Source organism: Ktedonobacter robiniae, from assembly GCF_016587375.1.
Classification (GTDB): Bacteria; Chloroflexota; Ktedonobacteria; order Ktedonobacterales; family Ktedonobacteraceae; genus Ktedonobacter; species Ktedonobacter robiniae.
Genome location: NZ_BNJG01000002.1, coordinates 697743 through 722393, shown reverse-complemented (window position 1 = coordinate 722393; position 24651 = coordinate 697743). Strand labels below are relative to the sequence as shown.

General features: G+C 53.6%; 18 protein-coding genes and 5 pseudogenes. 18 read left to right on the top strand and 5 right to left on the bottom strand.

Translation table 11 applies throughout. The features are described from left to right. The first annotated feature begins 128 nt into the window (after positions 1-128). The 7 genes from JMJ04_RS23705 (at position 129) to JMJ04_RS23675 (ending at position 8166) form a co-directional block, all read left to right on the top strand. Entirely contained in the window at positions 129-1409 is a 1281-nt protein-coding gene (locus tag JMJ04_RS23705; RefSeq protein ID WP_201372905.1) for a hypothetical protein, read from the top strand. 414 nt (positions 1410-1823) lie between these two features. Next, a complete protein-coding gene (locus JMJ04_RS23700; protein ID WP_201372904.1) occupies positions 1824-2339 on the top strand; it encodes a helix-turn-helix domain-containing protein in 516 nt (171 codons plus the stop codon). A 24-nt stretch (positions 2340-2363) separates the two neighbouring features. Further along, positions 2364-2951: a transposase gene (locus JMJ04_RS23695; RefSeq protein WP_201372903.1), complete on the top strand. Its 588-nt coding sequence runs from the start codon at positions 2364-2366 to the stop codon at positions 2949-2951. A gap of 211 nt (positions 2952-3162) precedes the next feature. Further along, positions 3163-4392, top strand: a complete 1230-nt coding sequence (locus tag JMJ04_RS23690; protein ID WP_201372409.1) for an ISAs1 family transposase — start codon at positions 3163-3165, stop codon at positions 4390-4392. A gap of 72 nt (positions 4393-4464) precedes the next feature. After that, complete coding sequence (locus JMJ04_RS23685) at positions 4465-4650, top strand: hypothetical protein (RefSeq protein WP_201372902.1); 186 nt, start codon at positions 4465-4467, stop codon at positions 4648-4650. 427 nt (positions 4651-5077) lie between these two features. Next, positions 5078-6913: an ATP-binding protein gene (locus tag JMJ04_RS23680; protein WP_201372901.1), complete on the top strand. Its 1836-nt coding sequence runs from the start codon at positions 5078-5080 to the stop codon at positions 6911-6913. A 245-nt stretch (positions 6914-7158) separates the two neighbouring features. Then, positions 7159-8166 carry a zinc-dependent alcohol dehydrogenase family protein gene (locus JMJ04_RS23675; RefSeq protein ID WP_201372900.1) on the top strand — a complete coding sequence of 336 codons (1008 nt, stop codon included), beginning with the start codon at positions 7159-7161 and terminating at the stop codon, positions 8164-8166. 37 nt (positions 8167-8203) lie between these two features. Here the strand turns inward: JMJ04_RS23675 and JMJ04_RS23670 are convergent, their stop codons facing one another. Together JMJ04_RS23670 and JMJ04_RS49490 are read right to left on the bottom strand one after the other, a co-directional pair. Then, positions 8204-8803, bottom strand: coding sequence for a hypothetical protein (locus JMJ04_RS23670; RefSeq protein ID WP_201372899.1), 600 nt, complete (start codon positions 8801-8803; stop codon positions 8204-8206). A gap of 331 nt (positions 8804-9134) precedes the next feature. Beyond that, a pseudogene (locus JMJ04_RS49490) lies at positions 9135-9631 on the bottom strand (LURP-one-related/scramblase family protein). 1261 nt (positions 9632-10892) lie between these two features. On the opposite strand from JMJ04_RS49490, the gene JMJ04_RS23655 reads away from it, so the two are divergent. After that, positions 10893-11282: a VOC family protein gene (locus JMJ04_RS23655; protein ID WP_201372896.1), complete on the top strand. Its 390-nt coding sequence runs from the start codon at positions 10893-10895 to the stop codon at positions 11280-11282. Here the strand turns inward: JMJ04_RS23655 and JMJ04_RS23650 are convergent. Together JMJ04_RS23650 and JMJ04_RS23645 are read right to left on the bottom strand one after the other, a co-directional pair. After that, a pseudogene (locus JMJ04_RS23650) lies at positions 11204-11792 on the bottom strand (transposase). The gene JMJ04_RS23655 and the pseudogene JMJ04_RS23650 sit on opposite strands and share 79 nt — an antisense overlap. Positions 11793-11864: 72 nt before the next feature. Further along, complete coding sequence (locus JMJ04_RS23645; protein WP_201372895.1) at positions 11865-12440, bottom strand: recombinase family protein; 576 nt, start codon at positions 12438-12440, stop codon at positions 11865-11867. A 318-nt stretch (positions 12441-12758) separates the two neighbouring features. Between JMJ04_RS23645 and JMJ04_RS23640 the strand changes: the two genes are divergently transcribed. The 10 genes and pseudogenes from JMJ04_RS23640 (at position 12759) to JMJ04_RS23595 (ending at position 22942) form a co-directional block, all read left to right on the top strand. Beyond that, on the top strand, positions 12759-15947 hold the full coding sequence (locus tag JMJ04_RS23640; protein ID WP_201372894.1) for a winged helix-turn-helix domain-containing protein: 3189 nt from the start codon (positions 12759-12761) through the stop codon (positions 15945-15947). Between the two features lie 139 nt (positions 15948-16086). Then, entirely contained in the window at positions 16087-16266 is a 180-nt protein-coding gene (locus JMJ04_RS23635) for a hypothetical protein (protein ID WP_307811734.1), read from the top strand. Between the two features lie 75 nt (positions 16267-16341). Continuing rightward, positions 16342-16914, top strand: a pseudogene (locus tag JMJ04_RS48835) (dihydrofolate reductase family protein). Positions 16915-16951: 37 nt separating this feature from the next. After that, a pseudogene (locus tag JMJ04_RS46805) lies at positions 16952-17395 on the top strand (GNAT family N-acetyltransferase); the annotation flags it as partial. A 71-nt stretch (positions 17396-17466) separates the two neighbouring features. Then, positions 17467-17640 (top strand): annotated as a pseudogene (locus tag JMJ04_RS23620) (helix-turn-helix transcriptional regulator); the annotation flags it as partial. Positions 17641-17655: 15 nt separating this feature from the next. Next, positions 17656-18525, top strand: coding sequence for a pentapeptide repeat-containing protein (locus tag JMJ04_RS23615; RefSeq protein WP_201372891.1), 870 nt, complete (start codon positions 17656-17658; stop codon positions 18523-18525). 168 nt (positions 18526-18693) lie between these two features. Continuing rightward, entirely contained in the window at positions 18694-20076 is a 1383-nt protein-coding gene (locus tag JMJ04_RS23610) for an MFS transporter (RefSeq protein ID WP_201372890.1), read from the top strand. Between the two features lie 44 nt (positions 20077-20120). Beyond that, positions 20121-21299, top strand: a complete 1179-nt coding sequence (locus tag JMJ04_RS23605; RefSeq protein ID WP_236038343.1) for a cytochrome P450 — start codon at positions 20121-20123, stop codon at positions 21297-21299. A 362-nt stretch (positions 21300-21661) separates the two neighbouring features. Continuing rightward, positions 21662-22216, top strand: a complete 555-nt coding sequence (locus tag JMJ04_RS23600; RefSeq protein WP_201372889.1) for a pentapeptide repeat-containing protein — start codon at positions 21662-21664, stop codon at positions 22214-22216. A 390-nt stretch (positions 22217-22606) separates the two neighbouring features. Continuing rightward, positions 22607-22942 carry a zinc ribbon domain-containing protein gene (locus JMJ04_RS23595; protein ID WP_201372888.1) on the top strand — a complete coding sequence of 112 codons (336 nt, stop codon included), beginning with the start codon at positions 22607-22609 and terminating at the stop codon, positions 22940-22942. A gap of 676 nt (positions 22943-23618) precedes the next feature. On the opposite strand, the gene JMJ04_RS23590 is transcribed toward JMJ04_RS23595, so the two are convergent. Next, on the bottom strand, positions 23619-24341 hold the full coding sequence (locus tag JMJ04_RS23590) for a hypothetical protein (RefSeq protein WP_236038342.1): 723 nt from the start codon (positions 24339-24341) through the stop codon (positions 23619-23621). Between the last annotated feature and the right edge of the window lie 310 nt (positions 24342-24651).

The following is a 24651-nucleotide window of genomic DNA, read 5'->3' as shown; positions in this document are numbered from 1 at the left end:
CTGTGCTTCCCCAAAAAGACCCTTTTCAGAACAACATGATCAGCAAAAAGAGTCTCCTGCTATCCTCGCCTGCTCCTGAACCTGTTCACCACACTCCTCCAGCCAGAGAAGGGGAGCATGAGAAGCAGGTGGAGGCACAGCATACTCTCCATGTGGTTCCTGTTGCATTGCTTGAGCAGGTGCAACAGGTGTTTGGGTTTCCACAGGACCGGCGCTGTCTCAATGGGCAGGAGTTTCTGGTCCACTGGCTTCGTGTGGCGCGCATCGAACAGATCCCACTTCTCCCTCATGAACCTCCTCAGCCAGTTGCTGTGCTCACGATCCAGAGCCTTCGCGCGTTCTGTACCTCACTCTCACCTGCCTGGCCCTGGTGCTATGATAGCACCGCAAAATACCTTTCGGTGTTACAAGCTGCAGGCCTCCTGCTCAAAGTGAAACAGCCCAAAGGGATGGGGACACGTTATTATTTCCCACTGACCTCGACGCCCTGTCTGCCAGTTTGCGTCGAACAGGTGCAGCAGCTAGCGGGACGACGCAAAAGCGTCAGACGTTCGCGTGCGCTGCAACGCGCCTCGGCATGTATGGAGACCTCTGGCCCAGAAGACACTCACGATGGAAAGGAAGCAGGAGACGTGAAATCCCGTCCAGTTCATCTCCGTCTTGTCCCACCTCTGCAGCAGGGGCAACACGATCACGGAACACGCGATCGTTCTTCTCAGATGACGCAGAGGCATGGTGATTCATCCGACAAAGAAGAGCAGGTGTGGCGTACGGTCGAGCGTCTGGCGGCGATGATGCAGTCCTTTGGGATGCGTCTCACCCCTGCGGTGAGAGCATCGATGTCCGTGATTGTCTGGGAGGAGTTTACTCGCCCGGTGCAATCGGTCTCATCACAATCGTCTGATGAGACCGAGCCCGTCTCCTCGCCACCCAGAACGCAGATGAACACACGCAATGATGGGATGCTCAATGATCGAATACCGATGACGCGCAAACGTCGATGTTCTCGAAGACGGTCCAGAGGCGTGGAAGAGGAACGTCAACCTCAATGTGATGAGTCGACTCCAGAAGGAAAACGTCGACCTCAACCTGATACATCGACTCGTAGAGAGAACGGAGGATGTGCTGAGAAAACGTCGACTCTTGCGGAAGAACGCCGAGCGTCTCCTGAATCGTCGACGTTTGAAACAAACTGTCGACCTATTGTGAGCACATCGGTAGTCGAAGAAGATGGTCAACCTCAACCCAAACCATCGACTTCGGTGCAAGAATGTCGACCTTTGGCGCAAGAAACTGTCGACCTTCGCGGCGCACAAACGCAGACTCGTGAGACCCCTACACATACACGTGCGCGCGCGTGCGCTGAATTCAATCATCTCAATTATCATCTTTCATTAAAAAAGAAATAATTGAGATACGTGAAGATGAAATGAGAGAGCAGGGTCCAACAAACAAACAAGTCGATCATTCATCCAGAGCGCGTATCGCAGAGGAACCAGGTCGACTATCTGCTGCATGCTCTCGTGGAGAAACGGTTGAAGATCCTTCCCAGACACTTCCCTCTCCGAAGCAAGAGGAGGGCTCTCTTGTTGCTATACCTGATGAATCTGAAATTGTGAGGAGGGCGATTGATGCCTATCTCGCATGGAATGACCCAACGTATCAACCAACACCACCCACCCCCAAACAAGGAAGAGCCATTCATCCCCTGGATAAATCACAGGGGCTTTCTGTAAAAGTCATGTGATGCTACTTAGTGGCTCATTCGCTAAAAGAGTTGTAGAATAGAGAAAGGAGAAGCGAGCACAGAAAGGAGAAATCAGATGCGTGGACCATTGCGAATGCGTGCCTTAACAGCTGAAGAAGAACGGGTGATTGGCAAACTCGCCCACTCACGTACGGCTTCGGCTCGCTTGGTGGAGCGGGCAAAGATCATTGAACTGGCCCAGAAGGGACAGACGATCCCGCAGATTATGCAGCAATTGCACCTCTCAGAGCCAACCGTTCGCAAATGGTGGAAGCGCTTTGAGCTGATGGGACTCCCTGGTTTAGAGGATGTCGGGCGCCCTGGGACCCCAAGACACTACAGCGACCTGGATCGTGCAAAGATCATTGAGGTGGCTCTCACCCGACCCGCCAACTTGGGGCTCGCATTCAACTGTTGGACATTTGACCGACTCACGACCTCTATTCAACAGCAGTTCGGGATTGCAATGAAAAAGACACGCATCTTTGAAATTTTGCACGAAGAAGGCTTGCGTTGGCGGCAGCAAGAGAGCTGGTTTGGTGAGCGACTCGACCCCGAGTTCGCCCAAAAAAGGGGGCTATTGAAGCCTTGAGAAAGGATACCCCAGCTAGGCAGTGTGATTGTAGACATCGATGAAATGGGACCAGTTGCGGCAAAGAGTTATCCAGGACAAGAGGCGGTCAATATCAACGTGCGTCCCGCGCAGCGAGCCAAACAAGAGATTGATTATGGCCGTCGTGCCAAGGGGTATGTCTATGGAGCCTTACGAGAAGCGACAGGAGAATGTTTCACCCAGTGCTATCCACGTCGTTGCTTGCTTCATTTTATCGACTTTCTCTGTGAGGTAGATGACTGGCTTGATGCCTCGATTGAGCGCATCTACGCTGTCCTGGACAATCTGGATATGCACCATTGCCGCGATTTGCTGCTCTTCCAGATCCACCATTCTCGTTGGGAATTTGTCTATCAACCCAGTCGCGCCGCCTATCTCAATTTGATTGAACCTTGGTGGAAGACCCTACGCTCCCTTGCCTTAAAAGGAAGACGTTTTGAAACGTGGGAGGAGGTGATGAGGGCCGTTGAAGCCGCCACAGCCTATTGGAATGCGCACAAGCATCCCTTTGGCTGGGGACGTCGTCGTCGTCACCAGCCACTTCGTCAGTCTCACACATTCTCTTTCCAGGTCAAAGTTATGCGTATTTAGCGAATGCGCCACTTAGAAAGGTATCATGTCTCTTTGTACCTCATCGAGATGTGTAGCGAGTGAGGATGGCATCGCTTCAAGTGCCGGGAACCCCGCATGCAAGCAACAGAGGCAGGCCAGCAGGGCTTTCCAATTCTCAAAAGGGTGATGAAAAAGAAGAGTTTTCCTTGTAGAATACGAAAACCAAATCATCTCTCAAGGAAAACTCTGCATGGACTATACCACATTGACGCTTTCAACACGAGCGAAACATCCCCCAGAAATGGTTCCCGCAGCTTCGCTGTACCACACCTTGCAAGCCCTCTCAGACAAGAGACGCAAACAAGGAAAACGCTACGAATTGGCTCTGGTCCTTTCTCTGATTGTGCTCGCCAAGCTCGCAGGGCAACAGACACTCAGTGGAGCCACCGATTGGATTCGTCATCATGGCGTGCCTTTGGCACAGCGCTTTGGACTTCGTCGCCAGCAAATGCCATGCCAGATGACCTATTGCAATGTCCTGGCGATGGTAGACAGCAAGCATCTCGACGAGCTTCTTTCGGCATTTTTCATCCGTTGGGAAGCTCAGGCTCGATGTGGGGAGCAATCCAGTCGCCTCCTCATTCCAAGCCTACAGACCAATCACGCTCATGTCGCTGTTGATGGCAAAGCTCTACGGGCGACGAGCAACGAGGTCCATCCGGTTCACCAACTCAGTTGCTATGAAGTGGCGACTGGCATCGTGCTTTGGCATTGCAATGTGCAGGAGAAGGAAAATGAGATCAGTGCCCTCAAGCCCTTGTTGGCGCCATCATGGGTCAGTGGACGCATTTTGACCCTCGACGCTCTGCATACGCAACGCGACCTCTGTGCGCAGATCCATCGCTTGAGAGGAGACTATCTCCTCATTGCCAAGGACAATCAGCCCACCCTCCAAGAGGATATTGCTGATTTGTTTGAGGACGCTTTCCCTGATCGGCGGCGCTGGAAGCAGGCAGAGACCTGGGACAAAGGACATGGACGATTGGAACATCGCCAGCTTCTCTCTAGCCCTGATCTCAACGATTGGTTTCGCAAGGACTGGGAAGGCATCGAGCAAGTCTTTCGCCTCGAACGAACGACGCGCATCCTGAAAACGGGAAAGCTTCGCCACGAAGTGGTCTATGGGCTCAGCAGTCTCTCGATGAGCAAGGCTCCTCCCCAACGCATGCTCCAACTCGCCAGAGACCACTGGGCCATCGAAAATCGGCTGCATCATCGGCGAGATGTCACTTTGGGGGAAGATCGCTGTCAAACCCGTACAGGATCCGTTCCCAGTTTGCTTGCTCAGCTCAATAGCGCCGTATTGAGTCTGATGGATCGCCTTGGCGTTCGCAATGTTGCTCGCCAGATGCGCTACTTGAACGCCCATGTTGATCAGGCTCTTGATCTTATCCTCCTTGGTCAATGTTCTGTTTATTAGAATTGGAAAGCCCTGGGCAGGCCAGTGCCAGACCTTGACAATATGTTGTATATACACTATAGTGGGGTCACGATGATGAGCACTGAAACTGAGACAGCCGATGCTGGTGTGGTTGGCGAGATCACTCGCACTTGCCTGCTCACGCGCACGCGTCGCATAGCACGCATTATTACCAATATGTATGATCAGGCCCTGCGGCCTTACGCTGTCAATGCTCCGCAGTTCTCCTCTTGTCCCGGAAGAGCGACTCCCAGGTGACCTCTCTCCTCTCAATAGGACACGAACCTTTGTTTAAAATCAAGAATGATTCCGGCAGTCTATCGGTACTTTGTTGGTTCGGGATTTTGTCTTGTTTTAAGCTTATGAAAGAGCAGCATTTCAAGCTCAAATTGCTCGAGATAAAAACGTTCTATCAGACGCAATTTCCCCAGTCCACAAAGTACCGCTATAGCAATATTCACAACGATTGAGCCACCTCATTTTTTCGCCTGTCTTTCAAACCAGCGTGCTCGCCCTGGCGATCTTAGTGTGATGAGATTGCAGCCTTTCTCCACGACGCATACAATAGCCTTAATAAGAGGTGTTCTTTTTCTCAGCTTGCAACACGATTGAGCATTTCTGAGAGGAACTCTAAGGTGGGTAAAAGCTCGCACCATGTCACACCACGCAAACAGGAATGGGGGGGATGTCTGGAGGGAAGTCGATTCCTCACTCCCGCCCTTTGAGGATCACACCACACGACCAGATGCAACTTCACCAGTTGAAAGCCATTTGGGAGTCGTTCCCGGAGGGTCTCATTGCGTGTGACCATAACCAGAAGGTTGTACGGATCAATGCCGCTGCTCGCACGCTCTTTGAAGTGGGTTCCGAAGCCCAATGTCAAGGAAGAGACTACCAGCAATTTCTCACATCCTACATCCGCTCTGATGAGCAGCCACCATGTGCTCCCTCAGAGCAATGGCTGATGAACCTCGCTCTTGCCGGGACAACAGGAGCCGGTTTGCCAGAACAGATGCTGCTGCACCTCCCTTCCGGGCGCAAGATCTCGGTCACGGTTCGCACCTTTCCCGTGAGTGCTCAAGGGCACGATACAGAAGAAACCGTCTCGATCTTCCATTGTGGGGATGAAATTTCCTATCTCCAACGTGTCCACGAGTCGATGTTGGATCTGCTCACCGCGATCGCGCAGATTCCCGAGCAGATGGAATGCGTCTTGCCGGAAGAAACCTTCCTCCTCTCGTCTCCGGTGCTCTTCGTGGCCCAGCAGGTGGTGGATGTCATCCAGTCTGTCCTGAATTGTCACAATGTGAATATGATCGCGCTCGGTCATCGAACGGGCCATCTGTATTATGTCGCAGGAAGTGGCTTGACCGCTGAACAAGAACAGTACTGGCGGGACATCGGGGGATACTTCCATGGCTCAGAAGTGCTTGGCGATGCGGCATACGCTCGCCTGGGCGCCAACCAGGAGGTCGTGCTTGCTATGGATCAGTTGCACACCATTGAACGTCTCGGGAAACAATTGCCTTTTCCGGCGTCTCTTTACCCCGTGTCTCCTGGCTCCGAGACCATCCTGTTCGTTCCTCTGTTTCTGGGGCAGCGGTTGGTTGGTACGCTGCTTGTCGTCAAAGCGCGTTCGGAAGGAGCGTACACGCCAGAGGAGATCGTGCTCGTGAAAGCCGTTACCGCGCAGACCATGCTGCTCATTGAGGGCATTCACGGTTTCTCTGCACAGGAAGGGAAAAAGAACAGAGCCCTTGCCCAGCAGGAAGTGCGTCGCCTGGCTGGCGAATTTCTGACCCTGGCCAGTCATGAACTGCGCACCCCGCTGACGGGGATCCTGGGCAATCTGCAATTAGCCCAGCGCCGCTTGCAGACCTTCAAAGGGCAGCTTGTCCCTCCGCCTGCTCAGATAGGCGAACCCATTGTCTATGTTCAGCACCCCTTAGCCGTTGCCTCGCAGAGTGCCGAGCTTCAGCAGCAGATGATCAATGACTTGATCGATGATGCGCGTATCCAGACCAATACGCTCCCATTCTTCCTGAACCCTGAGGATCTGCTCACACTGCTGAGAGAGGTGGTGGCCAGGCAGCAACGATCTGCGCCAGAGCACCCCATTATGCTGGATATTCCTTCTCCGGAACAAAGGGTGCCCATCCTCGCCGATGCTGGGCGAGTCAAGCACGTTCTCACCACCTACCTGACGAATGCACGCACCTATTCTCCTCCAGGACAGCCTGTGGTGGTGCAGTTAAGAATTGAGGAAGCTCTCGCCCGCATCACCGTCCACAACGAGGGAGCAGGCATTGCGAGAGAAGATCTTGACCATATCTGGGAGCGCTTCTATCGTGCCAAAGGGAGTGCTGTCCAGCATGAACTGGATCTGAGCTTCGGATTGGCCCTCTATTTGTGTAGAGTGTTCATTGAACGGCATGAGGGGAGCGTTGGAGTGCAGAGTGCTCCTGGCGAGGGCGCCACGTTCTGGTTTACCGTGCCCATCACACCATCTCGAGGAAAATGAGACACGTTCCCTTGCCATCTGGCTCAATCTTTGTGAACACCGCTGTAGCGCTAGTTTGTTGACAATGGATTTTGTCTCGTTTGAAACCCATCAAATGATGCCTATCTAAGCACAAATTGTTCAGGCTATACTTCCAAAATTGGGAGCGATTTTCCCTGGTCAACAAAGTAGCACTATGTCAAGTCCGAAAAACTCATGAGTAATTTGCAAGATTGTGAATGGAAGAAAGGATTGGAGATTGAGCGATGTTAAGTATTCAATTTGAACGTTTCGGGGAGCCTACAGAGGTTCTCCAGGTTGTTGACGTGCCCGTACCGGAACCAAAGACCAATCAGGTTCTGATACGTATGCGTGTACGCCCCGTCCATTCTTCAGATCTCCATATTATGCGAGGGCGCTACGGTATCTTACCACCATTGCCGATCAGCCCAGGAATTGAAGGGATGGGAGTTATTGAGAGCCTTGGTGAAGGCGTTCAAGGCTTTCACGTCGGGCAACGAGTGATTCCTTTCAATAGCTGGGGATGTTGGCAAGAATACCTGGTTGCTGACGCGTCCAGACTCTTGCTTGTTCCTGATACGGTGAGCGATGAGATGGCAGCACAGCTTATCATCAATCCCATGACAGCGTGGGTTATGCTGACCCAGGAACTCCAGGTCGAACGAGGTGAGTGGCTCGTGCAAACTGCGGCAAATTCGGCGGTTGGACGCCTGGTGATCCAACTTTCCCAAATTCTTGGGCTGAAAACAATCAACATTGTCCGGAGCCGAGAGCAGGTCCAGGGACTTCTGGACATGGGTGCTGACGAGGTGATCTGTTCTGCCGATGAGAATGTCGTCGAGCGGATAGCACAGATTACTGGCAGCACTGGTGTCGGTAAGGCAATGGATAGTGTTGCTGGACAAGTTGGTGCAGACGTGTTACAAAGTCTCCGGTTTGGTGGCGTCATGCTCCAATACGGAGCACTCTCGACGCATGGACAGACGGACCCCGGCAAGATGATTCTACCAGTGTTTGCACCAAAGATGATATATGGCGTGACGAGTGTGCGAGGCTGGTGGATCTATCCCTGGCTCTCGAGCGTGTCTCTTGAGGAGGCTAGGGGGATCGCGAACCAGTTGCTGAGTTTGATGGCGCAGGGAAGGATCGTTTTGGGATCTGGCCAGGCGTTCGCGCTTGCAGATGCGAAACAAGCGGTGCGCTATGCACAACAGGCACAGAGGCAGGGAGGCAAGGCACTCCTTGTTGGGTAAGAAATGACGACTCCCCACGGCTATAGTTATCTGAAGTTCAGTGACAATATACGCACAAATGACGGCATTGATATGTCTTCAACGTGAAAGTATCGTACAGCAGATTCGTTGAGGCAACGATCTCAGGGGGAGGAAGGGAACCATGCATTGCGATGCGTTCCCTTCCTCCCCTGAAACAGAGGCGCAAGTAGTTGACAAAGGTCGTGTGATGCTCTTCATTGAGCAAGATTGCATCGGTAGTGGCGGTCTTCGAAATGCGGATTTCATAGGGGGAGCCATCACTCATATTCGCTTTGTGATACAAATCGGGAGCAATAACCACATGATAGTATTCCTCTGGGAGCGGCTGTTCTTCTTCTCTATACCCATCGGCCCAGTCATCGCTATCCTCTGGTGGCTCTTCATCCGGTCCCTCAACCAGTTCCCGACCAAATGCGTAGACAACCAACGGATCAAAGATCTCCGCCTCTTCATTCCAACCCACGAAGTTCACCCCGCCAACTTCTTGATAGAAGGCTCGCAAGGAAAGGGGAAGGAGTCCTACTTCACGCTCCAAAACACCTAACTGCACAACGATATTTGAAGGAGGTTCGGTACGTACTGGTGGATTTGCTTGGATCCAAGCAAGCTCCTGCACGGAGCAGCCTCTCTCCTTGGGGAGCTGATCGTGGAGAAATACGTAGCCAAGTGCTCGCAAACGAGGGATCATTCTTTCAATGTTCTGCCGAACCCGTCTCATGGTTTCGCAGGCCACTGCCCAAGCATCGGAGTATATTGGCTCGTTCTGTATCTGATCACCTAGCGCGACAAGACTTGGATACACTCACCTTGGAGATAACGCTCTAAATAACTGGCCATGTCCTTCTTTCCTGTCCTCAGGTCTTCCTCAAACGCTTTTTCTGCAGATTGAAGATCAACATATCAAAACCGAGCATTGTTGTCAAAGCAAGCAAACTCACTTCTGGATACTACTCATCACGATGTTCGCGTTCCTGATCTTCGGCGAGATCGAGCGCGAGCACGCTGGCAAGAATGAGGACATCGTCCTGGTCAGGAGCGATATCGACGCTATAAGTATCCCGCAAAGCGAACCAGCGTTTCGAGACTGTTGCAACAAGCTGACCTGCCTGTGTGATGCTGAACTCGTGCTCAAAGATCGACCCGGTAATGTGCAGATCATTTGGTCCGGGAATGTCCACGGTGAAGCGGTCAACAAATGGGCTAATCAGGTGTTTGCGGACTTCTGCGAGTTCCTGCCCCTACGGGTGATCTCGTAGGTTGGGCGTAAGGCGAACAGCCGTCGATGAACGCTCGCGACCTCGTTTCCACTTCTGTCGCGAATGATGAGCCGATGGTGCAGGCTGAAGACCTTGCCGTCGACCTCAAAGATCGGTTCTCCTGTTTCGCTCAGGATAGTCGAATCTTCCCCCAGATGGAAGATCTTCTCACGGATCAAGTAGCGCATAGGATGGCCTCCTGTTTGCTTCTTTTTATTTGTTATCCTTACTATGATACGTTCAAGTTCACATCTGCGTTTTGCTCCAATGGACCCAACAAGCAACGCAGGAGGCGTACCAGAAAGGTATGCGACAAATCTCAAGACCTACCCACTTGCCAGTTTCACACAGGAGAGGATGATATAGAGAAGGTGATTTGGTATATGCAGCAGCTGCCTGCGTCTCTGAATGCTAGGTAGCAGTAATGGCTTTCGCACAAGCAGGGTATATGCCTATCCTAGCGCTCTGCTTGTGTGCTTGGCTGCCAACGGAGAACGAGCCTTCGTTGGTAGTGAACATCTTCAGCCAGAAGCTGAGAAGTTGCGCCGCTTACGGTGAGAAAATGAGGCGTTGAGGCAGGAGCGTGACATCCTGGAAAAGGCACTCTCCATCTTCTCGCATCCGTGGAAGACCGTTTTCGCTTTATCGAGCACTGCCGAGGGCAGTTTGAGGCTTGTCTCATATGCCGCGAGCTCTAACAGTAGCAAACAGGTATTTTATACGGGGCGCGGCGAGAAAACCGCGAGGTCTTCAGCCTCGTGGATGAACGCCGCCCCTTCCTCCTATCCCTGGCTTTCAATGTACTGGCGAATAGTCTCCTGCTACCACTCCTGCTCATTTATTATTTCTCTCAGAAGCATCTGATCGGCGGTATCGCAAGTATGGGACTTAAAGGCTGATCGGAGCAACGGCTCTTCCGCAAGAGCCGTTGCTCCTGAGAGCCGGGAGGCAGTTCCACATGCGGAACAGTGAGTACACGTGGCTTCATTCCTCTTGCCACACTTTGGACAGAAAAGGGGGGAGTGCTTCATATGTCCAGCATACCTCGAAAGCGTTTCTCAATAGTTGATCTTTTGTTCAGATTATAGGAGCAAGAGGGCGTTTGAGACGAGGACAAGAGGGTATGAACAACATTCAGCAAAAAATCCAAATGCATCTGAAAACGGATTTTCGCTTGAGAGAGGAAATGTAAGAGCGTGTTTGGGACAGGGTTAGGCTCTTCTGCTCAGACCGTGTTTTGCAATGCGCGGCGGTAATGCTGCGTGGCCAAAAGAGCAAGATGGGAGAAGTATTACTCGATCCCTCCCTGGTATAGTAACGGAAACGTGAGCATACGACTGCGCATGTTGAGAGTTTTCGCAACCAGAAGCAGAACCATCATAGGCCGCCTGATTGGTTCTTGATTTCTGTCCTCGATTTTGGTTGCTGAATAAAGAAAGGGTATACCTGATGATGAAGCTCGGCATAGACGCCATACTGCTCTTTGTGCGCGAACTGGACAAATGTACCGCATTTTATCGTGATGTCCTCAAACTCCCCTTTGTAGGAAGCGATCCCGGCGTTGCCACCTTCAAGGTGCAAGACCGCTACCTGACCCTGCAATCACCAGAAGGAGTCGCAAAACTCTTTGGGATTGAGCCCGACGCAGTTAATATCGAGGGCAACCCGCGTGCCATGATAGCCTCTCGAGTTGAAGATGTTCATGCGACCTATGAAACCCTCAAAGCAGCGGGTGTTCCCTTCCTCCGACCACCCACCGATCATCCCTGGGGGGTACGCACTGCCATATTTGTCGATCCTGAAGGCAACCTCTGGGATATCAACCAAGATCTAGAATAATGGGTGGGAACGGGTTCGTAGATGCCGCGCCAAACGGGCGAGGAGCAGCCGAATCATCGCCACCTGGATCAGCGTCTCGCTGGTCTGCACCTTTCGTTCGTAATCCTTACTGAGTCTCCTATTGTGGGAGATCTAACTCAATGTTTGTTCGACTACCCACCTTCTGGGTAAGACACTGAAGCCACGCGTGCCTGGTTGTCGCTCGACGACCTCCAGGTTCCAGTTGCCTTGGGTCAGACACCACTCGGCCAGTTCTTGGCCTCGATAAGCTGCGTCGGCCCAGATCTTTTTGAGGCGTAAGCAACGAAAATGATAGAAAACTGTTTGCCACGGCGGAAAGTTAGTTGGCAGGTAACGCCACGGGCAATCGGTACGCAGGACGTAGAAGATGGCATCAAAAATGGAACGCAATGAGTGAATTGGAGGCCTGCCTTGTCTGGACTGGGGAGGGAGATAACGTTGGTGACACTTTCACTCTACATCAGAAAGATCGCTTGGGTGTAAATCCAAAAATTCAGTGAGGTAATTTCTGTATAATTATCTGAGGTAATGACAGCGAACAGATCGCTTCCTCTTTTTAGCTTATGAGTCTGATGATGGAGTGGTTGCCTCTTTGATATATCGGTAAAGCGTGGCACGAGAGATCCCCAACGCAGCACAAATTTCAGGGATGGAATGGCTCTGGTCGTCGAACATACGCTTCGCCAGAGCAATTTTTCCATTGGTCTTGAGCTTTCTGGGCCTCTCGCCGACCCGTCCTCTGGCCTTGGCTGCTGCTAACCCGGCATTGGTCCGCTCACGAATGAGGTCACGCTCAAATTCGGCGAGTGCTCCCATCAGATGAAAGATCAGCTTGCCACCCGGGGTTGTGGTATCTATCTGTTCGGTAATGCTCACAAACTCGATGTTTCGCCCTTGGAGATTCCTGAGGAGTTCGATCAGGTGCTTCAAGGAGCGTCCTGCCCGATCCAATTTCCAAACCATGAAGGTGTCGCCTGATCGGACATAGGCCAGCGCTTCGTTCAGTCCTTTGCGCTCGGCTTTTGATCCCGTAATCTTGTCCACAAACCATTTCTCACATCCTGCTGCTTCCAGCGCATCAATCTGGAGTGCCTCGTTTTGTTCGTGTTTGGAGACGCGCACATAGCCAATCTTCATAATCTCTTCCTTTTGTCTCAAGACTCCCATTGATTGTCCAACTTTTTGAGAATTGTCAAGAAAAGAGTTCGTGCGTAGGAAGGCCATGCGCCGCAACTCTAGAAAAGCAGAGCTATATGTCTCATTAAAGGGGACGGTTTTGAGATGCATTTAACGGTCGATTTTGAACTATTCTCCTGACGCGTCATTGAACCGTCTGGACAGATGAAGCTGGAGCGGATGCGCACGCTTGCAGGCTCGCCTCCCCTTTGGTATACTCACCCTGTTGGGGAGTTGGGGAAGACGTTCATTGTGGAGTTGTGGAGAAGAAAGGAAGCCATGCCAAAGCCAGCAGCTCATGCCCTGCTCTGGTCTCCCGAGAACCAGTGCTATCTTTTGCATACCCTCAACCAGCCACCATTGCCTATATTTCCAGAAGACAAAGGAGCGTGGCGGGCCTGGTTGGCGACGCATTCCTCCTTTTCCTTTCAGGGCCAATATGGTCACTTGAATGTGCTCAAAGAGGTTCGTTCTCGTGGGAATGGCTACTGGTATGGCTATCACACCCATTCCGGCCAGAGCAGGAAGCGCTATCTGGGAACCGATGCGACCGTGACCCTTGTTCGTTTAGAGGAGATGGCACAGGATCTCCAGGAGAACCAGCAGAAGCCGTCATCGTTCCCCTCGCGCGTGCTGGAGGCGAGTCCTGTTTCCTTGCATCTCTTCCCTGCTGGCAACGAGGCTCCTTCTCGCCTCGTCGAGCCTGGTGACTCCTTCGATGCTCCCGGCATGCTGATGGTGCTGACCAGGCTGACTCCTCCCCCTCTTCCTGCTACTCTCGTGGTACGGGAGCGTTTGCTCTCTGCTCTGGAGGCTGCGCTGTCCCGCCCACTGACCTTGCTCTCTGCCTCCGCTGGCTGGGGCAAAACCACCCTGCTCTCTGCGTGGGCGCAGCAGCATCAGGGAGCCGTTGCCTGGCTGTCTCTGGAGCCCCTGGACAATGACCCGACGCGCTTCTGGATTTCGGTGATCGCGGCTCTGCGGACGTGCTGGCCAGATATGGGAACGCGTGCCCTTGCCCTGTTGCACACCTCTGCGCCGCTTTCGAGCAGCCTGACCACCCTGCTCAATGAGTTCGCAGGTCAACATGCAGAGAACTCCCCTCTGGTGCTGATCCTGGATGACTATCATGTGATCGAGGAACCGAGCATTCATGCCTCGCTGACTTTCTGGCTGGAGCATGCGCCCCCGCAGGTGCACCTGGTGCTGGGCAGTCGCGTCGACCCGGATCTGCCGCTCTCTCGCTTGCGGGTGCGCGGGCACCTGGTCGAGATCCGCGATACCAACCTGCGCTTTACGCGGGAAGAAACGCAGCGCTTTCTCACGCAGCGCATGGGACTTGCCCTCTCGGAGACCGACGTGACGCTGTTGGAAGCGCGCACCGAGGGCTGGATTGCCAGCCTCCAACTGGCCGCCCTCTTCCTCCAGAAACAGGCTGATCCCTCCACTTCGGTGCATCTGCTCAGTGGCAGCCAGCGCTTCGTGCTCGATTACCTGCGTGAAGAAATCCTCACCAACCTGCCGGAAGACCTGCAAGACTTCTTGTTGCAGACCAGCTGGCTCAATCCTTTGAGTGCCTCCCTCTGCGATGCTATCAGAGGCAGAGAGGATAGTGCTCACCTGCTTGAATGGATAGAGCGAGCGAATTTGTTTCTCCAACCCCTCTCCGAGAGTCGGCAGTGGTATCACTATCATGCCCTGTGGAAACAGGCTATGCAGCATGAAGCACAGCTTCGCCTGGGGACAGCCACCATCCGTTCCCTGAGGAGCAAAGCCAGTCAGTGGTATGAGCAACAGCGGATGTTCCCAGAAGCGATTGAAGCGGCACTGGCGTGCGAGGAGTTTTCCCGCGCGGCTGTGCTCATTGGACGATTTCTGGTCCCTCACAGCTTTCACAATGAGTATCATCTGCTCTGCTCCTGGCTCAAACGCATGCCAGAGAAACCGCTGCAAGCTCAACCGGAGCTCTGCCTTCAGTATGTGCTCGCGTTGACGTTTACGACTGATCGACGTTCGCCTGGGACCTGGGAACAGGTCGAGAGGCTGCTTCAGTGGGCAAAGCAGGGCTTTGAGGCGACGCAACAGTGGGAGCAACTGGGAGAAGCACTGCAACTGCACGCCGAGCTGGCTTTTTTTCAGGATGATCAAGCCCGCGCGTTGGCGTTGACTCGTCAAGCCAGCTCACTCCTTTCCGGACAGAGTCTAATGTATTCGGACAACGTTGTGATGAGTGGACTAGAAGCCTTTCTGGCAGGCGAGACGGACGTGGCCTACCAGCGCCTCCTTGAAGGGTATAGGGGGTTAAAAAACCTTGACAATCTTTCTGCTGCCTTCGCGACATCCCTCATGTTAGGAGAAGTCTGCCTGGAAAAAGGTGAGCTACACAGAGCCTCACACTACTACCACCAGGCCCTTGCCCATATGGATGAAGATCAGGAGATTGCTCGACAGCAATTGCTGCTCTCTACAGGAAGCACAGAACCGTTCTTCCTCTCCTGGGCCTATCATGCTCTTGCTCAACTTGCTTATGAGCGCAATGAACTCTCCGACGCTCAGCGCCATCTCTCTGGAGCGCAGACGCTGAGAGCAACGCCGGAGAAAGGGATTCACGTTCTGACATCGGGCGCTCTCGTCCAAGCTCGCCTGCTACACGCTTGTGGGGAGACACAGAAGGCTCTGGAGATGCTTTCGAAATGGGAGATGCATACTCGTTTTTCCTGGTCTTTGAGAGTAATACGCGTCTGCCAGGCGCGGCTCCAACTGGCACATGGAGATCTGTCAGCGGTCGAACAATGGGTGCAGGGAAAGGATCAGACGTTCAGTTCCCGAACACACGAACAGGAGGAAGCACTCCCACTCCTGCTCCAGCAAGAAGAAGCGCTGCTCCTCGTGCGTTTGCACATTGCGCAAAAGCGAGGGGAGACCGCATTGAACGAGCTGGTCCCCTGGAAAGAGAAAGCCCAGGCTCAGAGACGCAAGCGCAGCGTTCTGGAAATCCAGATTCTGGAGGCTTTGGCCCATGTTGCCTGTCAAGAATACAGCCAGGCGAAATCCTCTCTTCTCCAGGCGTTGCGGCTGGCATACCCTGAGAACTACCAACGCCTCTTTCTGGATGAGGGTCCTGCGATGGAAGCGCTGCTGAGCATGCTATTGCCAGAACTACGCGAGGCCTCCCTGATTGCCTACGTGCGTACCCTTCTGGGCGCATTTACCCAGAAAGCAGGCGCTCAGTCCACAGAAGAGGTGGTGCCTCTCAGGGAGAATGCATTGCTCCCGGAACCACTCAGCGAGCAGGAGCAGCGGGTCCTCCGCCTGCTGGTCGCCGGGCGTTCCAATCCTGAGATCGCCAATGCCCTGGTGATCTCGCTCAATACCGTGAAAACCCACGTCCAAAGCCTCTATCGCAAACTGGGCGTCCACAATCGCGTTGAAGCCAGTGAGGTGGCACGACGCTTGTCTTTGCTCTAATCCATTCTGTTTCCTCACCCACCCACAACCATCCGATCAGGTGAAGGCAACTCACCCTCTGGCGCCTTATACTCCAGGCATGTTCAACGAAAGGAGGAAGGCGCTGAATATCCATTGTCGCATTGCTATTAAAGGACATTTGGACCCATCCTGGCAAGAATGGTTTGAGAGCCTTGAGATTCTTCACGAGACAAGCGGCAGAACAGTGCTCCACGGACTCCTGGTCGATCAAGCGGCGCTCTATCGGGTGCTCTTGAAAATTCGCAGCCTCGGGCTGGTTCTACTCTCCCTTGAGACGGATGAACTCCCATCAATTTGACTCTCTATCTTATAGGTGCTTACTCGCCTTAAAAGGTGGTGTACTCATCAAGCACATTTTTGGAAAGGAAAACAATTGAGAAAACTCATTTACTATATTGCATCGACCTTAGATGGTTATATTGCCGGACCAGAGGGCCAATACGATTTCTTTTTCACGATGACTGATCATCTCCCCTATCTTCTCGGGGAATTCCCCGAGACGTTCCCTGCACCTGACCGCGCGCACTTCGGGATCAGCGCTGCCAACAGACATTTTGATACGGTTGTCATGGGACGTGGAACGTATGAACCTGGTTTGAAGGTGGGCCTGACTAGCCCCTATCCGTAGCTCCGCCAGATTGTCATAAGCTCCAGCCTGTCAGCAGAGACCGATCCTTCCATCGAATTTGTCTCTGGCGATCCTCTCAAGAAGATTCAGGAACTCAAGCAGGAAGAGGGAATGGATATTTGGCTCTGTGGAGGCGGCAAGCTGGCTCAACAACTGCTCTCTGAAATAGATAAACTGATTATCAAGCTCAACCCTGTTGTGATCGGCAATGGGATCTCGCTTTTTTCTGGTCCGTTCCAGGTACAGCAGTTTCGTCTGGCGTCTACAAAGCCCTTTGAAAGTGGCGTGATGATTCTCCAGTACGACAAGCGCTCGTAGACCAAAGCATTCGTTGAAAGGAGAACACAGCTCTACCATGTTACAACCTATTCAGACAGCTCGACTGCAACTCATTCCCTTTTCTCTGACATTGAAAAAAGCAACGCTTGAGGATAGAAGCGCTCTGGAGCAATTGCTGGGAGTGCATGTGCCTCCTCATTGGCCATTGCCAGATTACCTTGAAGCCTTACCATTTTTCATTCAACTCATGGAAAATGATCCGAAAGGCGCGATCTGGGATAGCATCATTCTTCATACCGCCGATCAACAGGTCATCAATGACATCGGTTTTAAGGGCGGGCCAGATGAGCAGGGAATGGTCGAGATTGGCTACAGCATTCTTCCCGAATATCGTGGGGCAGGCTATGCGACGGAAATGGCACAAGGCCTCATATCCTGGGCCTTCCAGCATATTTCCATCAGGTGTGTCACAGCTGAGTGTCTTGATGACAATATCGGTTCCATCAAAGTGCTTGAGAAAATAGGCATGCAGCGTCTTGAGCCTGATGGAAGCATGCTCAAATGGAGACGAGAGCGGCCTACCCATCGAAGTACTCCAGCGTCCGGCGGCTTGAGGTCGACAGGGACATCGAATGGTATTGGGGCGATGAATCGCAAGGCGGAAGGAGGAAATACTTTAAGATGACTGAAAAAGGGAAAGCAACATACGAGCGCAACAAAGGCAACTGGGAGTACGCCAAGCGCGTACTGGAGAACCTCTTGTAAAAGAAAGGTATTGTTATGAACGAGAAATTGACCAACTATGTCAACGGCGTATTTGCTCCCTACGAGGAGGTCAAAAGCACCGCCGAATTGAAAGCTGATCTGCTCTCCGATGTGCAGGAGCGCTTCCGTGAGCTCAAAGCCGAGGGCAAGGATGATGAAACCACCTTTGACATGACCATTGAGAGTATCGGCGACATTGAGCAAACCGTCCGGGAGGTCGCCAACCTCTCCCACGCGCTGCAGCGGCAGGTGGCCATCAACTTGAGTGCGAGCCATCTGCCACAGAGCGACTTTGCGGGCGTTGTCGCGCATCAAGGCAATTTTAAAAGTAGCGCGTTACGCGGCTCTGACTTTACGGGCGCCGACCTCACTGGGAGCTCGTTCCGGGGCAGTGACGTCCGTGAAGCCAATTTTGCGGGCGCCAATCTGACCGATTGCGACTTCTCTACCCTTGATCTGGCGGAGGCGAACTTCCGTGAAGCCATCCTTGTGCGCACCAACTTCAGCACATCGGGGCTGGTCGGAGCACAATTCATCGGTGTCACGCTCACGGATATCAACTTCGCGAAGACCGACCTGAGAAAAACAACTTTTGAACGCTGTCGCTTTCTCGGTGTGGACTTCACCTCTTCGGATCTGAGCGGACAACGCTTTGATGGGCAGACCTTTCAGGGTGTCAGGTTTGACGAGGCGGGACTCAAGGACACGTCATTTCAGGGCGCGACCCTCAAAAATATGTCGTTCTGCTCGGCGTCTCTGTGGTCGAAGAAATATTACCGGGCCCTCAAAACCATTTCCTTTGACGGTGCGCTGATGGATAAGCTCACCTATGCCGCCCTCAAAGGCCTGGAGGTTGATCTCTCCAAGGTCACTGTTCTCTCATGAGAAGAAGACGATGCACAACATTTCCATCCAGGGAAACGATCTCCACAAATCATACAAGAAGCTCGATGTCTTACAATGCGTACATTTCACCATGGAAAGCGAACCATAAGCGATGTGTCTGAGTTTTTCTAGGAAGAACGAGCAGAGAAGCAAGAATAAGGAATTATCATGTCAACTACTTTGAGTCCAAAGGAATTCGCACCGGCTAGCACGCCGGAACGAGTGAAGCAGACAGGCGAAACGAACACACAAAAGGGTTCGATGGAAAGCGCAGCGCAGCCAGACACAGCCAAACCGGCTGCTGGGGGGATGATGCGGCTCTTCAAAGTGCCCAATTTTATGTTGCTCTTCGGCGGTCAGACCATCTCGACCTTCGGCGATGCGCTCTACATGGTGGCGCTGCCGTGGCTGATCCTGACCACGGGCGGCAGCGCGCAGGAGCTAGGCATTGTGCTGTCCGCGTACGGTATTCCCCGCGCGGTGTGCATGCTGGCGGGCGGCTGGCTCTCGGATCGCCTGCGCCCACGCCGGTTCATGTTGATTGCTGATACGGTGCGCCTGCTGTTGATGGGAGTCTTGGCGGTGCTGGCCTTTGGTGGTCATCCTCTCCTCTGGCAGCTCTGCGCCATCGCGGTGCCGCTGGGAGCCCTGGGAGGCGCATTCACCCCCGCTTCCATGTCCATGGTGCCAGATATCCTGGACAGAGACGATCTGCAAGCTGGCAATGGACTGATGATGGCCTCGATGCAGGGCGCGAACTTGATTGGTTCATCGATCGCTGGCGTGATCGTCTCCGGGCTTACTTCGGCAGTGGCTCTAGCTATCGACGCGGTCACCTTTCTCTTCTCGGCGGGCTCGCTCGCGCTGATGCGGGGGACCAAACATGCCACACCTGATGGAAGCCAGATCGAAGCAAGCCCAGAAGCAAGCCAGGACCATCCACAAGCCAGCGCGCAGGAAGTGGGGATGCAGATCAGTTTCTGGGGGTATCTCGGCACCTCACGGTTGATTCAGATTGCCCTGTTCATGTTCATCGTGAGCAGCCTTGTGACAGGCGGGTTGATCGAGGTGGCGCTGCCCGCGCTGGTTCAGGGTCCCATGCAAGGGAACGCGAGCGGGTTTGGTTTCATCCTAGGGGGTTGGGGTGCGGGCGCGCTCATCGGGTCCATCCTCGCTGGCATGGTGGGCAAATACAAACGTAAAGGACTGATTATCCTGCTGGGGGGGATGATCATAGCCGCCATGTTTGCGCTGCTCCCGGTTGGGGGTGTGCTTGGAGCCGTGGCCTGCATGCTGATTGGGGGCATTGCCAGCAGTGGCTTCGCCGTCCTGTTCTTCACCGCGGTCCAAATGAACATTCCAAGCCATCTGATGGGGCGTATCATGGGCTTGTTGATGTTCAGTTCACAAGGGCTGTATCCTGTCTCGACGGTCCTGGCCGGTGTCCTCGCGAACCATTTCGGTCCAGCGATCCTCTTCCCATTTGCAGGGCTGGTGCTGGCTGTGGTGATGCTGTTTGGGATGACACAAAAAGTGTTGCGAGAGCTCTAGTGCAGAGAATCAAGTAGAAGATATGAAAAAGAGAAAGAAGAAATATGATGCAGATAAAGACCAATAGAGAAGAGATCGTTGCCTTGTATGACGGGTTTCGTCAGATGCGTGAGACGCAGCCCGTTTCCTTCAACCCGAATTTCCAGGCATGGAACCTCTACCGCTATGACGATGTGGCACGCGTGCTCAGCGATCACGCAACGTTTTCTTCCGAGCAAAACCGCTTCATACCAGCCGAGTACCGCGATAGCAGCCCAATCAGTTCGAGCATTGTGCGCATGGACCCGCCGCGCCATCACAAGCTGCGCCAGATCGTGTCGCAAGCCTTCACGCCGCGCATGGTGGCACAGATGGAGTCGCGCATCCAGGAGATCACCAACGGCTTGCTCGACCAAGTAGTGGCAAAGGGTGAGATGGATGTGATCAGGGATCTGGCCTATCCGCTGCCGATCACGATCATTGCAGAGTTGTTGGGGATCTCCACCGAGCGGCGTGCAGAGTTCAAGCAGTGGTCCGATGCCTTCGTCTCGGGAGACGGAGAAGCGACGGAAGAGGATATGCAGGCGAGCATGCAGGCAATGAGCAGCATGGTCAACTACTTCACCCAGCTCTTTGAGGAGCGGCGTGCCCATCCCCAGAATGACTTAGTGAGCGCGCTGCTGCTGGCAGAAGTGGATGGTGAGCACCTCTCGAACGAGGAATTGATCGGATTCTGCGTGCTGTTGCTGGTCGCAGGCAACGAGACCACGACCAATCTGATTGGCAATGCCATCCTGTGCCTGGATGAGTATCCAGGAGAAGTGGAACGCCTGCGTGCCCAGCGCGACCTGTTGCCCAAAGCGCTTGAAGAGGCCCTGCGCTACTACTCGCCGGTCAGACTCCAACCGCGCTGGGCTGTGACCGAGACGACGATTGGCGAGCAGCGCATAGAGGCTGGTCAAATGCTCTTTGCCTGGATCATCTCGGCGAATCGTGATGAGGCCCAGTTCCCCGAGGCCGATCAATTCAAGATCGAGCGTGAGCCGAATCGGCACCTGGGCTTCGGGCGCGGCGTCCACTTCTGTCTGGGGGCTCCCCTGGCGCGTTTGGAGGCGAAGATTGCGCTGAACGCGATGCTCGACCGCCTGCCTGGCTCCTGGCACGTGTCCGATGCGCCGTTGTTCCCGATCAAGAACATGTCCACTTTTGGCATAAAGAAGCTGCCCTTGACCTGGAACAAGTAACAGCACGTGCGTGCTGGCGAGGAGATCCCTCTCCGATGGCTGTGTAGAAGCCCTCCCAAATGCTTCTACACAGCCATCGGAGGGATCAGCCAATCATCACCGCTCTCTCGCAAAACCCCATGCACGAATCGGAGGCCAGTTCTGGTTATGAAACGTCTTTTTCACGTGGGTCAGGTCGTGTCTCATCCCTCGACACTGGCTGTTTTCTCTGGTTTGTTTGCTGCGATCATCGCCTTTCTCATCAATCTTCTCAGCGGAGGAAATACTTCAGGTCAAATTGTCACCGCGCTGGTCTTCGCACTATTGCTCAGTCTGTGTCTCGCGGCCTGGCAAATGTACACGCAGGATCAGAGCGGGAAGCAATGGATGGCGATGATGCAGGAGATGGTCTTCCAGACCTACTTCCTCACGCTGCTACCGACAATCCAGAGATCTCACAGATCGCACAACAACGGCTGGGCCAGGTGTTGAAAACCTTAAATGGCGATCAGCAGGTTAGCATGGTGGAGTTTTTCAATCACAACGGCTTGCCCGCGACCTTTCTCGGCGATGGCTTGCAGGGAAGCAAAGCCCTGGTCGGGGCTGATCTCCAGAAGATAGTGCTGCCGCAGATCAATTTAGCCCAGATGGATCTGAGGCGTGTGAACTTCAGGGAGGCGAATTTGCAAGGGTCCGACCTCAGCGGCGCGAACCTCACGGAGACGACTCTCACGGAGGCGAATATAGAGGGAGCCAACCTGACAGAGGCAAATCTGAGCAAGGCGACCCTCATTGGCGCGAACCTGCGCCAGGCTGACCTCAGCGGGGCGAGGCTCACCCTGGCAATCTTCGAGATGGCCGATCTGCGCGAGGCAAAGGTAACAGACGAACAATTGGGCACAATAGGCTCTGGTGAGGCGCTCAAACGCGAGCCTTGAGCTCCGCTCAGAGCGCTCGCAGCGTTGCTTGCCACTGGCGTCGGGACGGGATGAACAGGATGTAGATCCCAAAATTCAGCAGGAAAAATTGGATAATGAAGTGGGCGGCTCGGCAGTTTCAAAAACGAACCAGCCTGTTGAAAAAGTCTAGATAATCTCATCATTTTACCCTTGGAGCACACAATTCGAGCATAAATGGTAGTGATATCGTAGGATATGCTCATCCATTGGAGCCTTTTTCAACAGGCTGGAACGATTTTGAGGCAACTCAACCGATATGCTGATTGACTTACGAGCCAGAAGCTCCGATCAATCTCCAATGATGAGATTATCACGAGCGGTCTCCACGACTTCCTTGGTCACTACCTGGAGTTGGTTTGCCGCTAAGATATGCTCCACCTGTATCATGAGACGCTCAATCAAGCGGATATTGCCTCTGGTAATGCGCACAATCGTTGCCTTTCACGCGCCTTCTCCGATGCAGCCGTGGGCAAACTCCTAGACCTGCTGGAAAGCAAGGTAGCCGCTCAGGGGAGGATGCTCATCAAAGTGGATCGTTTTTTCCCATCCAGCCAATTGTGCCAGTGCTGTGGAGCGCGCAAAGAAGACCTCACGCTTGCTGATCGCATCTTTGTCTGCCCGAATCCTGCGTGTGGCTATGTTGGGGACCGGGACGAAAACGCTGCCTGGGTGCGCCGTTTTGGCGCGTATCAGATTTCCCTCTGAGAGGGATGAGGTTGAGAGGAGATGACCTTAAGGACACCTGACCAACCTGGCGGGGAAACCCAAAGGGGAAAGCAGCATGTCACGGAAAGCGGTTAAACAGGAAGGTATGTACTGTGATGCACCGCAAGTCCTGTACGCATGGTGAAACCTGAATTGGCTGAACCCTAGTTTCCAGTGGTCTAAGCGTTGGCTCATCACACCATATCTGAAGTGATGTCATCGGAACACGCATATATTCTTGGCATATGCGCAACCCTCTCTCCGATGAACGACCAGAAGTGATCTGGTTCAAGGAAACGAACGGGGCACCTACACGTACTCAACGTTTGATACGCGTAAATGCGGGATCGTCTACGGGTGCGAGCCTATGACGACGGAGTTTCCATAGTACTCAACCGCTCAGGGTAACGCCTGAGACACGGGGAAGGGAAACAGGGAAATGCACTGAACCCAATCGCAAGACGAGGCCGTGAGATGCGTAAGTCCAAGTCGATATTCGATTGTCAAGGTGCAGGAACTGGAGAGCCGGGTGCTGTGAAAGCAGCAAGCCCTGGTTCGGGAAGGGGCGGATGAAAACGTACCGCAAGGCAACGCGTCAGCCGCCTACTTCACAATCTCATCTTAGAGGCACTTCGCATGTTTGGCCTCAACCTGAACATGCCGTCCGGGGTAGTGGCTACGACCAGACGAAAAACGGCCTGGGGACTTGGAGCAAGACCAAAATCCCTCCGGGGATGAGGCATATGGGGATGAACCAGGAACAACAAAGAGTGTACTTGTAATCACTTATGAGTATATTCGATGTAGCAGAAAGCCCAAGCTGTGTCGCATATTTGGTAATTGCTCCGATCGCTCGTCGCAACTCACCGCGATAATCCCCATTGCCAGGTCCGCCAAACGTGCCGAGAAGCTGATGCGTATGCGCCTGGAGGATCACCGTCCGGGTACGAACCACTTCTCCTCGTTTGCGGCCCTGATAGCCTGGTGCGCAGACCTGATCAAAGCGACGATGGGGAGCAGGCAAGGCGTCCGTCTGTGGCAGCGCTCGTTGGCGAGCTGCTTGTCGAGTTCCGTCCACGTCGATAACGAGCCATTGCCCTCCCGTCCGGTCAAAAAGACCCCCTGAGGATGCAAATGGCTTGCGCGCCAGCAGATCCTTGTCAAAGAGTGTACGGAGTACTTCCACCGTTGGCTGATTAAGGGCAGCAAGAAAACGAGACAAGGTCGAGCGATGAGGCAACTGATCTCGGCCAAACAAGGCCATGAATGGCTCGGCAAATGGCGACAGCCGTTCATAAAAAGCCAGGAGCGTTGGTTCGCCTGAAACCATGTAGCCGATCAACACGGCGACGAAATCGATGAGGTCGTACTGGCCGAAGCGGGCGCGGGAGAAACGCACTTGATCCTGGATCTTTTCAAGATTTCTGTGTGCGTAAGAGCCTGGGCAAAAGCGGCCACTTCTCCCATCCAGGAGGGCATGGCGGGCTTTGATTCCGGCGTAATCTGGATCGTGACAGAAGCATGCGTCATACTACCGATGCGTTCTCCTTGTGGAGGCGAAAGCCGTTTTCTTCCGACGGCGAGGAGGGGCATGTTGTCTACTGCGCTCTGGTAAACAGCATCGCTCCCATTCGTTTTCTGAGACAGAAAACCGCTCCTTCGTGATAGGTGTTGGCAACTGACCGTCGCGCAGGTGTCAAGGGAGGGGC

Bases quoted from the DNA above. Each gene is read 5' to 3' on its own strand.
- JMJ04_RS23685 (WP_201372902.1), top strand. From the start codon at position 4,465: ATGATGAGCACTGAAACTGAGACAGCCGATGCTGGTGTGGTTGGCGAG.
- JMJ04_RS23645 (WP_201372895.1), bottom strand. From the start codon at position 12,440: ATGAAGATTGGCTATGTGCGCGTCTCCAAACACGAACAAAACGAGGCA.
- JMJ04_RS23615 (WP_201372891.1), top strand. From the start codon at position 17,656: ATGAACGAGAAATTGACCAACTATGTCAACGGCGTATTTGCTCCCTAC.
- JMJ04_RS23655 (WP_201372896.1), top strand. From the start codon at position 10,893: ATGATGAAGCTCGGCATAGACGCCATACTGCTCTTTGTGCGCGAACTG.
- JMJ04_RS23640 (WP_201372894.1), top strand. From the start codon at position 12,759: ATGCCAAAGCCAGCAGCTCATGCCCTGCTCTGGTCTCCCGAGAACCAG.
- JMJ04_RS23675 (WP_201372900.1), top strand. From the start codon at position 7,159: ATGTTAAGTATTCAATTTGAACGTTTCGGGGAGCCTACAGAGGTTCTC.
- JMJ04_RS23610 (WP_201372890.1), top strand. From the start codon at position 18,694: ATGTCAACTACTTTGAGTCCAAAGGAATTCGCACCGGCTAGCACGCCG.
- JMJ04_RS23600 (WP_201372889.1), top strand. From the start codon at position 21,662: ATGGATGGCGATGATGCAGGAGATGGTCTTCCAGACCTACTTCCTCAC.
- JMJ04_RS23605 (WP_236038343.1), top strand. From the start codon at position 20,121: ATGATGCAGATAAAGACCAATAGAGAAGAGATCGTTGCCTTGTATGAC.
- JMJ04_RS23680 (WP_201372901.1), top strand. From the start codon at position 5,078: ATGTCTGGAGGGAAGTCGATTCCTCACTCCCGCCCTTTGAGGATCACA.
- JMJ04_RS23700 (WP_201372904.1), top strand. From the start codon at position 1,824: ATGCGTGGACCATTGCGAATGCGTGCCTTAACAGCTGAAGAAGAACGG.
- JMJ04_RS23595 (WP_201372888.1), top strand. From the start codon at position 22,607: ATGCTCCACCTGTATCATGAGACGCTCAATCAAGCGGATATTGCCTCT.
- JMJ04_RS23690 (WP_201372409.1), top strand. From the start codon at position 3,163: ATGGACTATACCACATTGACGCTTTCAACACGAGCGAAACATCCCCCA.